Annotated in this window: 14 protein-coding genes; 10 read left to right on the top strand and 4 right to left on the bottom strand. The window is 41.6% G+C overall.

Annotation, left to right across the window (positions count from 1 at the left end; all coding sequences use genetic code 11):
* Nucleotides 1-3: 3 nt before the first annotated feature.
* Nucleotides 4-1,407, top strand: coding sequence for an S-layer homology domain-containing protein (locus tag QM454_RS02900; protein ID WP_432361349.1), 1,404 nt, complete (start codon nt 4-6; stop codon nt 1,405-1,407).
* Nucleotides 1,408-1,521: 114 nt separating this feature from the next.
* Nucleotides 1,522-1,920 carry a VOC family protein gene (locus tag QM454_RS02895; protein ID WP_432361347.1) on the top strand — a complete coding sequence of 133 codons (399 nt, stop codon included), beginning with the start codon at nt 1,522-1,524 and terminating at the stop codon, nt 1,918-1,920.
* Nucleotides 1,921-1,956: 36 nt separating this feature from the next.
* Here the strand turns inward: QM454_RS02895 and QM454_RS02890 are convergent, their stop codons facing one another.
* Nucleotides 1,957-2,832: a DMT family transporter gene (locus QM454_RS02890; protein ID WP_432361345.1), complete on the bottom strand. Its 876-nt coding sequence runs from the start codon at nt 2,830-2,832 to the stop codon at nt 1,957-1,959.
* Between the two features lie 187 nt (nt 2,833-3,019).
* Between QM454_RS02890 and QM454_RS02885 the strand changes: the two genes are divergently transcribed.
* The gene (locus tag QM454_RS02885; protein ID WP_432361342.1) at nt 3,020-4,069 is read left to right on the top strand and encodes a hypothetical protein; all 1,050 of its coding nucleotides are present in this window, start codon (nt 3,020-3,022) and stop codon (nt 4,067-4,069) included.
* A gap of 102 nt (nt 4,070-4,171) precedes the next feature.
* On the opposite strand, the gene QM454_RS02880 is transcribed toward QM454_RS02885, so the two are convergent.
* Nucleotides 4,172-4,951, bottom strand: coding sequence for a YheC/YheD family protein (locus QM454_RS02880; RefSeq protein ID WP_432361339.1), 780 nt, complete (start codon nt 4,949-4,951; stop codon nt 4,172-4,174).
* 477 nt (nt 4,952-5,428) lie between these two features.
* On the opposite strand from QM454_RS02880, the gene QM454_RS02875 reads away from it, so the two are divergent.
* Nucleotides 5,429-7,051: a Na/Pi cotransporter family protein gene (locus tag QM454_RS02875; RefSeq protein ID WP_432361337.1), complete on the top strand. Its 1,623-nt coding sequence runs from the start codon at nt 5,429-5,431 to the stop codon at nt 7,049-7,051.
* Nucleotides 7,052-7,174: 123 nt separating this feature from the next.
* On the top strand, nt 7,175-7,552 hold the full coding sequence (locus QM454_RS02870) for an SET domain-containing protein (protein ID WP_432361334.1): 378 nt from the start codon (nt 7,175-7,177) through the stop codon (nt 7,550-7,552).
* Between the two features lie 104 nt (nt 7,553-7,656).
* Here the strand turns inward: QM454_RS02870 and QM454_RS02865 are convergent, their stop codons facing one another.
* Nucleotides 7,657-8,145 carry a GNAT family N-acetyltransferase gene (locus QM454_RS02865; RefSeq protein ID WP_432361332.1) on the bottom strand — a complete coding sequence of 163 codons (489 nt, stop codon included), beginning with the start codon at nt 8,143-8,145 and terminating at the stop codon, nt 7,657-7,659.
* 519 nt (nt 8,146-8,664) lie between these two features.
* Between QM454_RS02865 and uvsE the strand changes: the two genes are divergently transcribed.
* From uvsE to QM454_RS02845, 4 genes are all read left to right on the top strand, one after another.
* Complete coding sequence (gene uvsE / locus QM454_RS02860) at nt 8,665-9,630, top strand: UV DNA damage repair endonuclease UvsE (protein WP_432361329.1); 966 nt, start codon at nt 8,665-8,667, stop codon at nt 9,628-9,630.
* Between the two features lie 127 nt (nt 9,631-9,757).
* Nucleotides 9,758-10,378 (top strand): NUDIX hydrolase, encoded by a 621-nt coding sequence (locus QM454_RS02855; RefSeq protein ID WP_432361326.1) that lies wholly within the window; start codon nt 9,758-9,760, stop codon nt 10,376-10,378.
* Between the two features lie 293 nt (nt 10,379-10,671).
* Nucleotides 10,672-12,183, top strand: coding sequence for a BCCT family transporter (locus QM454_RS02850; protein ID WP_432361323.1), 1,512 nt, complete (start codon nt 10,672-10,674; stop codon nt 12,181-12,183).
* Between the two features lie 2 nt (nt 12,184-12,185).
* Nucleotides 12,186-12,317 carry a hypothetical protein gene (locus QM454_RS02845; RefSeq protein ID WP_432361321.1) on the top strand — a complete coding sequence of 44 codons (132 nt, stop codon included), beginning with the start codon at nt 12,186-12,188 and terminating at the stop codon, nt 12,315-12,317.
* A 70-nt stretch (nt 12,318-12,387) separates the two neighbouring features.
* On the opposite strand, the gene QM454_RS02840 is transcribed toward QM454_RS02845, so the two are convergent.
* Complete coding sequence (locus QM454_RS02840) at nt 12,388-14,634, bottom strand: GH39 family glycosyl hydrolase (protein ID WP_432361319.1); 2,247 nt, start codon at nt 14,632-14,634, stop codon at nt 12,388-12,390.
* A 113-nt stretch (nt 14,635-14,747) separates the two neighbouring features.
* On the opposite strand from QM454_RS02840, the gene QM454_RS02835 reads away from it, so the two are divergent.
* A complete protein-coding gene (locus tag QM454_RS02835; protein WP_432361316.1) occupies nt 14,748-16,520 on the top strand; it encodes a choline/carnitine O-acyltransferase in 1,773 nt (590 codons plus the stop codon).
* The last annotated feature ends 72 nt before the right edge of the window (nt 16,521-16,592 follow it).

Genomic DNA, 16,592 nt, shown 5'->3' with positions numbered 1-16,592 from the left:
AGATTGAAAAAGTACTTCACTTCATTGCTAACGATAGTTCTTATGCTTTCATTACTCCCTGTAGCAAAGGCGGAGACGGAATATCCGCCTTATAACGATCCGATTCCGTTCAAAGATATGCAGGGCGGGCATGGGGCTTCATGGGACATTATGTTCTTGTACAAAAAGGGAATTATCGGGGGCTATCCGGATGGAACGTTTCGACCGAATGAGCCGATTACTCGTGCACAAGCTTCTGCCATGCTTTTGAAGGCGCTAGATATTCCTGTGCAGGAAAATCCGACTGTCACGTTCAAAGATGTATCGAGACAGTCGACGCATTACCGGACGCTTGCAACCATTAATGAACTAGGAATCATGCGTGGGGAGAACGGTTTTATGCGGCCAGCGGAGCAGACGACGCGAGCCCAAATGGCAGCAATTCTAAGACGGGCATTCGACCTTCCATTGGAGCAGAAACCGATGTTTAGAGATGTTTCGCCGGCTCACTGGGCGTTCGGGGATATTAATAGTGCAGCGCTGAATCGGATTGCGGGGGGTTACCAAAACGGAACATTCAAACCAGGAAATCCGGTGACGCGCGCCCAGTTTTCATCTTTCCTAGCCCGCGCGATTGACGATAAGATGAAATTGCCAGACCCGATTTCGTACGTCAGCCAGAAAGGGATTGTCGTTGAAGAGGATGGATTCCAGTATACGATTAAAGGCGAAAAGCTCGTAAAGATTAATAAAAAAACAAAAGAAGAAACCATCCTGCTGACGGAAGGGGACTTCCCGACTCAAGATGGATTGTTTGAGGTCCATTTGGAAACAGGGTTTCCGATTATCATCCAGAACGGCATGATTTACGTTCCATATTGGGCTGCTGTGTCACAAGGGACCGATATGCCGTATAGGTATGGCGTATTTCAGACGAATACACAGGGCGGAAACGATCATATCAAATATTGGGACCTGAATGAGTGGGATGCAAGCCATTCGGCAAGCATGCGGAATTTCAGCGTTCACGGGTTTGATTATTACTACACCGTAGAGAAGAAGGTGCGGCAGTTCGATTATAATCCGACTTTCGACGACTCCGTTAATGTGGACCAGACGTTGATCCTTTATCACAAAAATCCTTCCATAGTAGACCCGATAAAAGTGATGGAGTTCGATGCCCGCGTCATTTTCGAACGGCTAGAAGGATCCACGAGATTTTCAACAAACGTGACACAAAATAACAAGTCCGTCAAATTCGATCCGAGCACGATGTTTTATTTCAATAAAAACGGTGTGTTTTCATACAGCTTACTGGATGGAAAAACGAAGAAATTGTCCAGTATACAGGCAAAGGACATGACGTTGACGGATGCAACAGTGGAAATCATTGACGTGAACGGAAAGAAACATTCTTTGAAAAAATGAACAGGAATATTAATAATCCATCCTTGAGTGGTACACTCTAAAAGGATGGATTGTTTTTATCTGTATGGCTCCCTGCGAAGGGAGAAAAGTCTATGCGAAAGGAAGAAGATAACGATGAAAAGCGTAACACCATTTTTAATGTTTCAAGGCGGTACTGCAGAAGAAGCTATGAATTTCTACACATCACTCATCGAGGATTCAGAGATTAAATTTATTTCTCGATACGGAGCTGAAGGACCTGGTAAAGAAGGTACGGTTATACAAGCTGTCTTCACGTTGAAGGGGCAGGAGTTCATGTGTATCGACAGCCATATTGACCATGAGTTCGATTTTACCCCGTCTTTTTCGATCTATCTTACATGTGATACGGAAGAGGAAATCGACAGCATTTATGAGGAACTGCTGGAAAATGGGGCAGCCCTCATGCCTATTAATAACTATGGATTCAGCAAGAAATTCGGCTGGCTCGTCGACCGGTTCGGCGTATCGTGGCAGTTGAACTTACCAGAGTAAAATGGTAGCGCTGTTCTGGCATTCAGATCAGCGCTTTTACCTTTTTTTGAGGTTTTTAAATTTATTTTCACTAACAAATGTTGACCCTAAAAGCAGTGCCCCACCAAGTAGTTGAACGAATGTCGTTTGTTCTTGCAAAATAATAATCGAAATTACTAAAGAAGTGATTGGATCTGCATAGCTTAATGCAGCGATGCTTTGCCCTTTTAATTTCTGCATACCTGAGAAAAATAACAAGAATCCAATCCCGGTGTGTCCGATCCCCAAGATTAATATAAATGGAATGGAAGCACTTGATACGTCCAAAATTCCGAACCCCTCCGTAAAGAAAACATACGGCACTAGAAGAATAGTCGCTGTTCCGAGTTGGAGTACTGTCGTTTCTAACCCATCCATGTTCTTAATGAATTTATTCAATAGCATTAATGAAGCATAGAAGACAGCTGCCAGTAATCCAAACCCAATCCCAATTAGATTATCCACCCCAGATGTACTGATACGACCATTTCCAACAATGAGCAGCATACCTAGCATGGCAACGGCGATGCAGATGATTTTCTTTGCTGATAATTTTTCCTTAAGTATAAGTGGGGAAAGAATTAAGACAATTACAGGTGCAAAATAGTAGCTTAATGTTGCGTTAGCTAGGGTCGTATGCTTAATTGCTTCGAAAAAGAAAATCCAATTCCCGCCTAATGCAATGCTTGAAAGTACGATGACTACAGCATTTACTTTAACGATAGCCCATGAAAATTTCTTCTTCATGATGAACATGACTGTCGTTAAAAATAGACTGCCAATGAAGCCGCGTACTAAAGCGATTTCACTTGAAGATAAATCTATGTATCTTACAAACACACCAATTGTGCCGAAGATGATCATTGATAATAAAAACTGAATTTTAGATGTCATCGTCTACTCCTTCGAATCTGAGAGGAATGTTGTATGATAATTCCCCTTATTTGATAATGTACTCATTGTACTAAATAACAATGGAATTTGTAATTGCCTTTATAATTTTTTGAAACTTTCAACAAGATGATTCGTATAACATAATGATCAGGACAACCAGTCTATAGTTAAGTATGGAGGGATGGAAATGAGAATGGTTACAAGGGTTTTAATAGGGGGATTCGCTGCAATTGCGATCTTACTTGCGGGATGTGAAGAGGAAGAGAAAGAGAAAGCGGTTGCTGACTTGGTGGAGACGGACATTGTTGAAGAGGTCGAAGTCGATCAAGTAGATGAAGCAGTAGTCGATGAGTACTGGTCGCAGCCGATTGATTCGGAGTTATGCAAGACGATAGGTGAATGTCGCGATTTAGGGGATGAATACGGAAATGAACATTTTTCCGATTTCTCAGGAAACCTCAAGCATGCAAACACTATGTCATATTTAAATACGAACGCGGAAGATGATAAATCAGTTTTTTCTTTTGGTGTAAATGATACAGAAGATGAAAAAATGATTAACGCTCGCTATGAAATTATAGAAGATGAATTTGTTTTGACGAGAGGCGAAGAAGCAACCGTCTACAAAGGAATAGCTGAACTTGTGCTTGCGTTGTATGATCGGGAAAAAATCGATTTGCAAATCCTTGATTTTCAAGAGAACGTATACCCGCATGTTAATATTAATGAGCGGAAATTGGGAATGCCTTCAAATTTAGTAACGCATTGGCTTCAGTCTAACACGGTGACAATATTAATACATGAATATGGCCATTTCCTGACGTTGAATGAAGAGGATTTTGTTATTTCGGATACATGTCCAGCGGATCAATTATTTTTTAAACCGTTTAAGATATGCGCTAACGCTGACAGTTATATGAATCTCTTTTATCAAGATTTTTGGAAGGAATATGAGGAGCAATGGTTATATAATGGGAATACGACTTCAGAGGAACGACTTGCTTTTTATGAAAAAAACAAGGAATCATTTGTGACAACGTATGCTACGGTTAATCCTTTTGAGGATATTGCGGAGTCTTTCACTCACTTTATGTTAACGCCATACAATGACAATCCTCAAACGGTACCAGAGAGAAAAGTGAATTTCTTTTATCAGTTTCCGGAACTGGTCGAGTATCGAGCATTTGTGCTTAAGGAATTGAAAGATCGGAAAGACGAGATGTGGTCTTTTTATTGAATAGCGGTGTGTGACTATGATTAGCTGGACGTTTCGCAGACGTCCAGCTTTTCTATTATTTGGCACTCATTACATTCGAATTGTTTACGTGCCTGGCCTATATCAATAATAGGTTCCATCCGATTCATTTTGCATTTTTCGTATTTCAACAATTCGCTTCCAAATGTCTTTGTTAATTTGAGCGAATCCGCTAATGCCAGGTGTCGTATTCACTTCAAATAAAATAGGTCTTCCTTCTTGATTAATCCCAAAGTCGATTCCATATTCACGGCAAGGGAAAGTGGAATCGATTGTCTTCGCTGCTGCGATGGCGATCTTTTCTAGCTTTTTCAATGTATCGATTTGATTCTTTCCGATGGTTGTCTGTGATAATACATCGGAAATCGGTATTAATGTTGCGCCCCTGCAACGATTCACTATCCCGTTTTTTGTCACCGGACCGGATGCAATGTTTCCTAACATCCCGCCAATGACCCAATCGTTGTTCAGCTTTTGAACATGAACCCGAATCGCAAAAGGCTGTCCATTTTGTGTGTAGCTTTGGATAGCTTCTTGAATTATATAGGGACCGCTTTCTCTGCCAAGTCTTAAATATGGATGAAGGAGCTGCTGAATTTCAGTAACGGATACGTTTTTTTTGATCTGTGTTCCTTGAATTGTGTATCCATCTACGTAGTAGCTCCCACCAGTGCTTTTGCGAATGTTGAAAATTGCTCTCCCTTGGCCTGTCGTATCGTGTTTCACGTAGACAGACGGATGGCGGTTCAATAAATCAACCAAATTTTTATCACTGTATAGATGCGTTTCTGGCATATGTTTTGCGACGAATGGATCTTGCTGTAAAACTACATGTTGCTCCCATTTCCCTAAGTTTCTTTTCAAGTTTTCATCTCCTCCTTCCACATCTCCGTCGTAGTTACGAATCTTCTTTCCTATTCTATGCATACGAAATCATCAGAACTGGATTTTTGGGAAGGGGTTTATGGAAATGGGATTGAACGGTGCCGGATTGAACGGTGCCTGTGCAAGACACAATTCAGATAATGCACTACAATTGTATATATGCAATAGGGAAACCCAGTGATGACAACCTTTCACTGAATCTCTATTGCATTTTTATTCCTGTTAATGAATTGTCATAAATGTACCGTGCACAGCCGCGAAAACAATTCTGACAATACAATACAATTGTATAAAAGCAATAGGGAAACTCAGCAGTAACGGCCTTTCACTGAATCTCTATTGTATTTTTATTATTTTTGATGAATTGTCATAAATGTGTCATGCACAGGCACCGCAAAAGCGTATGATACCGGTATGGTAGAATGAAAGAATCAATGGAAATGAATGGGTGGAGTTATGGAGACGTTTGCGATTGTGTTGGGAGGAATTGGGCTTTTCTTGCTCGGCATGGTGTTAATGACGGATGGACTGAAAGAAGTTGCGGGGGGCTCGATGCGTAATGTGTTGAGTCGCTTTACAGGGGGACTCTTTCCTTCGATTTGTTCAGGGACTGTTCTGACAGCGATCATTCAGTCGTCAAGCGCTACGATGTTAATGACGATCGGTTTCGTTAGTGCAGGTGTGCTTTCGTTTACTCAGTCAATCGGGATTGTTTTTGGGGCGAATTTGGGGAGTTCGAGCATCGGTTGGATTGTATCATTTATCGGACTAAAGGTAAGTGTTACGGCGTTTGCGTTGCCGCTTATCGGACTCGGTTCGCTTTGGCGATTTCTTTTTTCAACCCGTAAAGGTTCATACGGCATGGTCATTGCCGGGTTCGGGTTAATATTTCTTGGCATTGGGACGTTGCAAGATGGAATGGCTGGCTTGGCAGAAAGCTTTTCATTTGGCTCGCTTGAGGACGGTTTGTTTTGGCATCAAGTATTGCTCATTTTACTAGGGCTTGTCATGACGGTCGTTATGCAGTCTTCGAGTACGGCGCTCGTCATTACGTTGGCGGCACTGTCCGCTAGTGCATTGACATTCGATCAGGCAGTACTTCTCGTTATCGGTCAAAATATCGGAACGACAGTCAAAGCGTATTTAGTGACGATTGGGGGGACAGTGCAAGCGAAGCGGACGGCACTTGCTCATATTTTATACAACGTCATTTCAGGCGTCTTCGTTTTTGCCACGCTGCCGCTCTTTTCAGCCGTCGTTTCATGGCTCGGCAACAGGTTATTTTCCGGTGATTTGACGATTATGCTCGCACTATTTTCAACGTTGTTTTATGTTGCAGGCATATTGCTCATCTTGCCATTTTTGAAGTATTTTATTGCATTCATCGAGCGTCTCGTCCCGGAACGAGGCGATGTCTTAACGAAATATTTAGATGACAGTGTTGCGTCCGTTCCTGCGGTAGCTCTCGAATCGATTCGCAGGACATTAGTAAAAGTGACACGTGCACTTGCGGCCGTAGGGGAAGAACTGTACGCGACGAAAAAACTATCTGGACCGATGACGACACGGTTGGACGAAATCGAGCTCGCTTTGAATGAAACACGGAAATTCATGTCGCTCATGAGCAACTATGCACATGGAACGAGTGAAAAGGAGTACGACTTGCAAGTGGAACTCATCCATACAATCGATCATTTGGCTCGATTAGCAAAAGTGTTCAAGGAAGATAGCGAAGAGCATTTCATCTATTCATCTGCCACGCGCGAACTTTATGAGGAAATGAAAGTAATTCTAGGCGAAGTTGGTCAGTTTTTAACATATGAAGACGAATCAAACCGATTAAAGCAAGTAGAGGAGAACTCCTTGAAAATCGCCGAATTGCGCCGCCAAAACCGGAAGACGATTATCGAAAAAACCGTCCGTAACCAAAAGGATGTCGACATTGCCATTCAAAAAGTGCAAGTGCTACACTGGGTCGATCGAACGGCATTTCACTTATGGCGTGCGATGCTCCATTTGAACAACTGCGTAGATAATAAGGAAATAAAAGCGGAGGAATGGGTCGATGAGCCGGTGTAATTGTATCGAATATTTCCGGTACAGAGAATCATTGCCACTCGTTTAGTAGAAAATAAAACAGCTCAATAGGTGAATTCATGTTATAGTTAGAAAGTATATTTTACAAGTGAGAAGGTGAACAGCATGATAGAAGTAAAAACATCTTCACTTAGTGACGGTGAATTCAACAGAGGTGTATTCGCTACTTGTGATATTGCCAAAGGTACGATGGTACATGAAGCACCCGTCATTGCATATCCAAACGAGCAACATTCACATATTGAGCAAACGATAATCGCTGATTACGCTTTTGAATACGGCATCAATCATACTGCAATCCTTCTAGGTTATGGAATGTTATTTAATCATTCTTATGAGCCGAATGCAACGTATGAAATTAGTTTTGAAAAGCATACGTTTGATTTCTATGCGTTTACAGATATTAAAGCAGGCGAAGAAATTCTCATTAATTATAACGGTGACGTTGATGACAACGAGCCGCTATGGTTTCATCAGAAGTAAAAAGAACAGTGTTTGAATAAATTACAGGACCTTTCCGCATCACTTAGATGTGAAAAGGTCTTTTTTCATTGTACCGCGGTAAGATATTGTCACGATAATTGCATTTAAACTTTAAACGTTTGAATTAGACATCGCTCATCATCAATTAGTTCCTGTCTATCATGAGTTTCAATATTTAATTCATTATAAACTTTTTTCCAAAATGCAACTGCACGCTTATTTTCAACAACTTGCATTACAAAATATTGCCCCGGTTTCTCTCGAAATAACACTTCTGCAGCCTGCACAGCCAAACCTTTACCTTTGTACTTATTGAGAATAAAAAAGTCGTTAATTCCATAATCATTGTCTTTTTTCAAAAATGGGCGTTCTACTAGCAAGATAAAACCGATAACTTTATCATCCAACGTTATAAAATAGGGCGATAACCCATCTACGTCCCAGAATTGATCTAACTCCTCAAAATGAAAGACGCCGTCTTCTCCAATATCTAGATTCGTTGTGTAATTCGAAAGCTCGTGAAGGTACAATGAATAGAAGTTGCGCAAAGTAGACTTTTCTGATTCTGGCACCTTTTTAAGTATAATGGTCATCGAATAATCCCCTTTTCCATTTTCCTAATCATAGTATATAAACGTTCCGAGTTTTCAATCTACTGTAAGGTTGCGAGGCAGGTGATCGGTATGAGTGGGAGGATGGATGTGTTGGGGTAATGTGAAAACACGGGGATGCAAAAGCAAAGATCTTAATGAAAATTTGATTTGAAGAAATTGGGTTTTGTTTAGAATAGATCAATATTTTACTCCAATATCGGTATAAGATAGATTCGTTGATTGGAGCGAAAGGCGGCGACTCCTGCGGGATGAGCGTGACAGGTGAGACCCCGCAGGTAGCGAAGCGGACGAGGAGGCTCACCGCACGCCCCGCGGAAAGCGTCCGCCTGTAGCGCAAATCAACATTACTCATAGCAAAATCTGATTGAAAGGGTGACGTGCAAATCACATCACCGTAACATTTAATTTAGAACCGTCTATTTCTATTGTCTGTATAATTGTCCAATTCAAGAAGAGACTAATCATGTCTTTTCAATACTACATGAGAAGAGGTAGAACATGACAATTGTACGACTAGGATTTGTGGCGATGAGTATGGAGCTGAAAAATGCATCGCCGTCTAAAACGATGACGTTAACGCAGTTCCAAAAAACCGAAGATCGAGAAGCAGCAATCCGCAAATTAGAACGAATTGCACTTACAAATTTGGAAAACTCACATCGAATTCTTAAACATAATCACTTTAATGAAATACATTTTTATCGCTTTTCCTCTCGACTCATTCCGTTAGCCGACCATGAAGAACTTGCCGGTTGGGATTATATGCAGCCACTAAAAGGGAAGTTAGCGGAAATAGGGAAGTTCGTAAAAGAGCATAAAATGCGCGTCGATTTTCATCCCGACCATTTTGTCGTTATCAATTCGCCGAACCGTGATGTATTAATTAATTCGGTGAAAAACTTAAAAATGCACTATTTATTATTAAAAGGAATGAAGATAAATCCGACTCATCGTTGTGTACTCCATGTCGGCGGCAACTACAAAGACACTGAAAAATCGTTGGAGCGATTCGTCGAAAATTGGAGTGATGTTCCGTTAGCGATTCAACAGATGATCATGCTTGAAAACGACGATACGTCTTTCACTCTGGAGGACACGCTCTATCTTTGCGAGAAATTAGGGATTCCACTTATTTTTGACTATCATCATCATCTTGCCCATCACCGAGAAGACAATTGGGAAGAGCATTGGAACCGTGTCGTGGATACATGGAAAACCTCCCCTCTGCCAATTAAAATGCATATATCCAGTCCGAAAAGTGAGGATAAATTCCGTCACCATTCGGATTTTGTCGATGTGGACATGTTTTTCAAGTTTCTAAACGAAATTAAAGGGACAGTTCCACAAATCGATTGTATGATTGAGGCGAAACAGAAGGACAAAGCTTTATTTACATTAATGAAACAAATTAAAGCTAGAAAACACGTTGAAATGATTGATGGCTCGTCTTTTTATTTACAATAAACAACGACAAAAAAACGTCCATTCTATTCATTCATGAAACTTGGAAATTAAGAAATCCACCTTACACCGTGTATAATAGAGAGAAGACAGCAACAACTTTTCTTGCTACGGAATGGGGGATGATTTCATGGATCAGGAAAAATGGAGAGAACAGTTGCTTGCGAATAAAGAGTTGTTCATTGGTGAGAAGACTGCTTTTCGTTCAGCCGTTTTACTTCCACTCGTTCAAGTGGAAGAGGAATGGTGTTTATTGTTCGAAGTCCGCGCGTCGACAATGAGAAGACAGCCTGGTGATATTTGCTTTCCGGGCGGTCGGATTGACCCTACAGACGAATCGCCTCTTTTCGCGGCTTTACGAGAAACGCGTGAAGAGCTAGGCGTTAACCCTCATACTATAGAAGTCATCGGGGCGTTAAGTCCGTATATTGCTTCTCCGTCATTTGTCGTCTATCCGTTTGTTGGAATCGTAGATTATAAGGAAATCATTCAGTCGTACAATAAAAACGAGGTTGAAGAAGTGTTTACTGTACCGCTTCAATATTTGCTCGACCACGAGCCGTATATGCATACCGTTCAGGTAGATCTATCGCCCGATTCAGATTTTCCTTATGATAAAATTCAAAACGGCACGAACTATCAATGGAGGGGACGTACTGTGGAAGAATGGTTTTTCGAGTACGGACCTTACACGATTTGGGGAATGACGGCGAGGATTTTGAAGCATTTTATTAACATAATCCGTGAATAGATTAGTATCCATATAGTGAAGAACAATCCATCCTCGAGTAAACGCTCGTCAGGATGGGTTTTTTGCGTTATGACACGATGACAAAAATCGACCTATCAACATTCGCTTTTTGCACCAATCCTTCAATAAATCCTATAAAACGACAAAAAAACTCCTCTCTTTATAAAAAGTATGACCTCTCTACATATGTATAACATTGTTATACTTACTTCAAACTATAAAGAATTTTGAAAGCTTCAGTCTTTTAAGATTCAATGCGTATTGTATTTTGTTTGAAGGAGGGAAATTGTTTTATGAAAAAGTATTCAAATCTGTTCTGGATTGCTGTTGCCTTTACAGGTATCTTCTCGATTTGGTCGGTTCTTCAGCCAGAAGGAATGACTACGACATTGTGGGACTGGGTGTACAGCTACCATACGAACTTTCATTGGTTTACTGTGTTAATGCCGTTAATCATCCTTACGGTTTGTGGCGTCATTGCGTTCAGTAAGTATGGAAATATTAAACTTGGCGAAAAAGATGCCAAACCAGAGTTCTCTACATTTTCATGGATGTCGATGTTGTTTACAGCGGGAATTGGTGTCGGTCTCGTCAATTTTGGGGTGGCGGAACCGCTTTCTCATTATTTGAATTCCCCAATGGGGTTGGCCGGTGGATATGATGAAGTGACGGCTGCAAAAAATGCACTCTCTTCGACTCTATTCATCTGGGGACTTCCTGCGTGGAGCATCTATACAATTTCGGGCTTAGTCATTGGGTATTTCGCGTACCATAAAGGGGCGAAGTTTTTACCGGGAACGCCAATCGTTGAAGGTTTTCCGGATCGTCGATGGGCAAAACCAGTAGGACATGTGACGAATGTCGTCGCGGCAGGAGCTGCTTCGTTGACGATGGCTGCGTCGATCGGACTTGGTGTATTCCAAGTGAAAAATGGTGTCGAGGCGGTTACGGGCATCCAACTTCCGGGTGTTGGATCCTCCATCGTTATTTTACTTGTCATGTTTGCCATCTACACATTGGCCGCAGTATTGCCTGTCCAAAAAGGGATGAAAGTGCTTGGCGACATTAACGTGTACGTCGCAATTGCTTTGCTAGTATTCGTGTTCATCGTCGGGAATACAGGTTTCTTCATGGGTACGATCATGTCGACATTAAAATCTACGGTTTTCGATATTATTCCGTGGAGCTTTGAAAGTTTCTCGTATTTGGACAAGACTTGGTTTTTCGATTGGTCGAATACGACATTCATATGGTGGGTTTCGTGGACGCCGTTCCTTGGTATTTTCATCGCTAGAATTTCAAAAGGAAGAACGATCCGGCAAATTATTTTGTCGTCTATTCTCGTGCCGACAATGTTCCTCGTCGTGTGGTTTAGCGTATTTGGCGGATTCGGGCTGTATGATGCGATCATTGGTGACGGTAGCATCGTGAACTATGTCGCGAACAATCCGAACGACGTTTATTTATCGTTTATTATGGTCCTTCAATCATTACCATGGTTCCCTGTATTGGGGACACTATTCGTCATTCTCATCGTCGTTTTCCTAGCAACTTCGGCGACAAGTGCAGTCATTTCATTAGGAATTTTGACAAGTGATGGCGTTGAAAATCCTTCACCGCTTAGAATTTTTATTTGGTCTGTTATTACAACGATGGTCGCCTTTTCAAATGTATTTACGGGGACATTGAGCGGAGTGAGGGCTGTGGCGGTTGTAATCGGGATCCCTTATATGCTCTTCCTGTTTATCGCCGTCGCTGGCATGATCCGTCAAATGCGAAAAGACGTTAAGGAAGGAAAGGTGTAACGATGAAACCAACATTTCCATTAGATCAGTCCTTACTGGAAGGACAAACGATGTTTCAAAGCTTGTTTCAGGCAGGCATCATAATCGCCTTCCTCGTGTTCATCATTTGGGTCGTTAAACTCGCTTTTGATTGAAGAGGCGAATGTAGTGAATGTGGCCGCCCGGCGTCGATGTAGGTGAGCTAGGCGGCTTGTGGAAGGTAGCTTAAAGTTTTTTGATTTCGAGTAAGATAATCTCGTTTTCAGCAATTAAATGCTGTAACTGGAGCTCGCCTTCCACTTCCACTACGGAGCTCGTTAGACGCATGAATTCTTTAGATTTCAGAAACTCCAATTCTTCATGGTCGAACGTAATGGGCTGTCCCATGCGAATCCATTCATCGAAGATGGAGCCATTGGTCCGATTTAATTCATAGGATTTCAGTTTGTAATTTCCGTTTGGTAACTGTACGTTCACATTGACGACTGAACGCTTCACTTCTTTTGGTATTTTATGCTTTTTGTAGTACTTGACCCGTTCAAGCACTTCCTCTGGATTCAGTTCTGTAAAGAGCAAAATCCGGATCGTATCTTGGTTTTTTACGGCGTAATGATACGTCCCTTGGGAGAGTACATATCCTTTCAGTTTATCAAGCAAAGCAAATGCATTATAGACAGGTTTCTTTAGCCCGCTATACGTTAACAAGCTCGGTTCGCCGTGAAACAATGCAGCCGACTTTGCTTGGTCTATAAAACTGACAGGCGCTGAAACACCGTGGTGTTCATGGAGCGTGTTATGAATTAATTTATTCGCTGCATAACACGTGTCATATAAGTAATTCGCTTTTTCGGTTTTAATGAAATATATCTTTGCCCTCATTTTGCTTTGGATCGTATTAAACAATACTTTCACAAAACCTTTAAGTTTCTCGTATACTTCTTCGGTTAAAACAACGGAGATGAAACTGAGCGGCTTATTGAAAAAGTGTTTCAAAAAATGCTGTTCATGGAAATTATCGGCTGGATAGAATTCGATACCAAATTGAAGCTTCTGGAATTCCGCTGAAAAATGATCAATGCTTTTTGTATACAGTTCAATCATCTTGCTGTAACTTCTGTCCGAATGGGAAAACTCGAATTTCCATTCCCGGACGCTCGCGTATCCATACCGTTTTATGCAATGTCTAATAAAATGCCCAAGCATTTGATGCCACTCGGGAATCGTAAAATCCTGTTCGTTGTACTTTAATTTAATGAAGGGCTTAATGTTTATTGAAACGAAAAAGTCCAAAATTGAATCGACGTTGAACCAGTTATACGTCCCTTCGTCTTCGTCATAAAAGTACATCCCTTTATTGAAGATGCCGCTGAAACGGATATAGTCAAATTGGATTTCATCATGAATCTTTTTTAGACTGTCTTGCCAGTTTACTTTCACCTCATCGACTGCGTAAGTGAAGTGTAAAATTTTCTCGAGTGTGTTCCATTGTTTATCTTGCGGAACCGTATCGCATATTTTTATTTCATAAATAGCTGGATGCTGATCGATGTTTTCTCCTTCATATTGCAAAGAAGTGAGCAACAGCATTAATTCAATATGGCTCACCGGTGTAGCAAGAATGTCTAACGGAGCGTCTTCCTTTGTGCCGATCCGTTTCCGGTATTCTGTTGGGGTCATTTCATATTTTTCTTTAAAACTATCACGGTACGCCTTGGCGGAAGAAAATCCATGGCTAATCGCGATTTCCATCAAGTTTTTATTCGTGTTAATGAGGTCATACATCGATCGATTCAGTCTAAGTGTATTTATGTATTTTACGAATCCAATGCCAAGATGCTCCGAGAAGAGGCGAGACAAATAATACGTGCTAATGTATTCTTGCTTCGCTAAATCGGCTAGTGTAATTTTTTTATCGTAATGTTTATTCAAATAATCCAATATCCGCTCAAAACGTTGGTGAAGATGTTCGTCGGAAAGGCCGTTAGTATTGGAAACCCCTCGATTGAAGTTCGTTAGCAAATAAGTAATGAGCTCGGATGCATCTGACAGCAATTCAAATTGATAGTGGGGTGTCGTTGTCAGAAACCGCAGCATCATTTTAATGAGCTGTTTTCGAATAAATACATGGGATTTGTCCATTACATGGGCAACGCTTGAGTTGCATTCAAAGTGAAGCTTAGAAAAACCTTCGTAATACACTTCGAAAAAATGAGGGTCAATGACTAACGAAAGAATGACGGTCCCTTGGGCGACATCTGCTATGCGGTGCAACGTATGGCTGTTTACAAGGAGTACGTCTTGTGAACGAAGCGTGTATGCCTCGTTCTTTACGTACACGACCGCATTGCCTTGTGCGACGAATAAAAGTTCGATTTCTTTATGCCACGAAGCGTATTCGTCCGCTTTTTCAAATACGAATACATTAATCGGTAAACTCTTATGATGTTCAATAAATTCATATTTGCTTTTCAAAGGGATCCCTCCGCTTTTAATGACGTTATTTGTTAAGTGAAAATCAATTTTAGGTGTAATTATATCACGCGAATATGGAGTTGCCTATTTCAAATAGAAGGAGATTTGCTTGGATGAACAATACATTTACGTTTCAACATCAATTACCGTCGTTACCAATACCGACTCTAGAAGAGACGAAAACGAAATTGCTCGAATGGATTGAACCGCTCGTAACGGATGAGCAATTCGAGGAAACAACAAGAATCGCAGAAAAATTTTTCAGTGAAACTGGAGAGGCACGATTGCTCCATGAACAATTGAAGGAGTGGGACGAGCAATTACCGGGGAGCTGGCTCAAGCCGTTTTGGGATGAAATGTATTTGGCTTTTAGGGGTTCATTGCCTCTGGAAATGAATTTCAGTATGTTGCTAGACACAGATGACGTTAAAAATCGCTACACAGTTTCGTCACTCGTTGGGAAAATCGGCTACTCCGTAACGGAGCTCTATCATTTAATTGTTGACGAAAAAGTTGCTCCGGAAATGGTGAAAGGGATTCCGCTATGCATGTCCCAGTACAAAAACTTGTTCAAGTCTATCCGGATACCGCGTCCGGGAACGGATGAATACGTTGTCGGCGAGTGGACGAAGGCGAACAATTATATTGTCCTTGTGCACCGGAATCACTTTTACCGACTAGACGTCTCGGATGCTGACGGAAATCAATACTCGGACGAGCAATTGGAGAATGCGGTTGAATCAATTCTCACATCTTCACCCGAGTGGGGAGAGAATGTTGGCATCTTTACGACGGCGGAGAGGGAAACGGCAGCTAACATCTATACGGACCTTTCGAAATCGGCGAACCATGCCGATAATCTTAAAGTAATTGCAGATGCGCTTGTCGTCATCTCGCTTGACGAAACAACTAAAGGGGATGCACTAGAAAGTCTGTTTTCGAACAGTTTGAGCCGATATTATGATAAGACGATTGAAATTATCGTTTTCGAAAATGGGGAAGTCGGCTTTAACTTCGAACATACGGGAATCGATGGAACGACTTCATTAGCAATCGTCAATCATGTAAGTGAAGGTTTACAGCGTGAAGAGGCAGGTGCGGTGAACGAAATCGGCGAACCGAACGTGGCCAAGTTGGACTGGGAACTTACTTCAGAAATGAAAAATGTTTTGCGACGACTAGAAGAGCAATTTGAACAGGCAAAAGCTGAATACGACTTGAATTTGTTGCAGTTCAAGGAGATTGGAGCTCGGGACATTAAACGACTTGGAATTAGCCCCGATGCATTTTTCCATATGGCCTTGCAAATTGCACAATATCGAACGTTCGGCGCTATACGAAGCACGTATGAGCCGGTTGCGGTGCGCTTCTTTAATGAAGGAAGGACGGAATGCGCAAGGGCGGCAAGCAATGAAAAATCCAATTTGGTCATCGCTCTTGAAAGAGGGGACGAGAGCAATGAGGCGCTTTATGAGCTCATGAAGCAAGCGAGTAATGCGCATTCTGGCAGACTGAAAGAATGTCAGCGCGGTCACGGTGTTGAACGTCATTTAGTTGGTCTTCAGCAAATGGTTAAGATGTATGGGGAGAGGCTCGGGATACGTGAGATGCCTGAACTATTTACGGATGCAGGATATGTAACGCTTCGTCATGATTTTCTATCGACGAGCGGCATGACGATCCCGAATGTGAAGTCGTGGATTTTCGGACCTGTCGTTGCCGATGGGTATGGAATTGGGTATTCCGTTGTCGAGGATCATATTTCGATTAATGTATCGAGTAAAATGGGAAATGGAGAAAATGCAAAAACGTTCATTCAACAGGTCACTATAGCATTAAACGAATTAAAAGAGATTGCAGAAAGTCAGTTGCAGGCTAGTCGTTGACAAGCAGCATACGTTTTCAACACCTACTCATTATCATAATGGGTAGGTGTTTTTGTTTTACAACTTTTGAAT

Source organism: Sporosarcina sp. UB5 (genome assembly GCF_050859005.1).
Classification (GTDB): Bacteria; Bacillota; Bacilli; order Bacillales_A; family Planococcaceae; genus Sporosarcina.
Note: the sequence above shows the minus strand (reverse complement) of the source record. Positions and strands in the feature narration are given on the sequence as shown.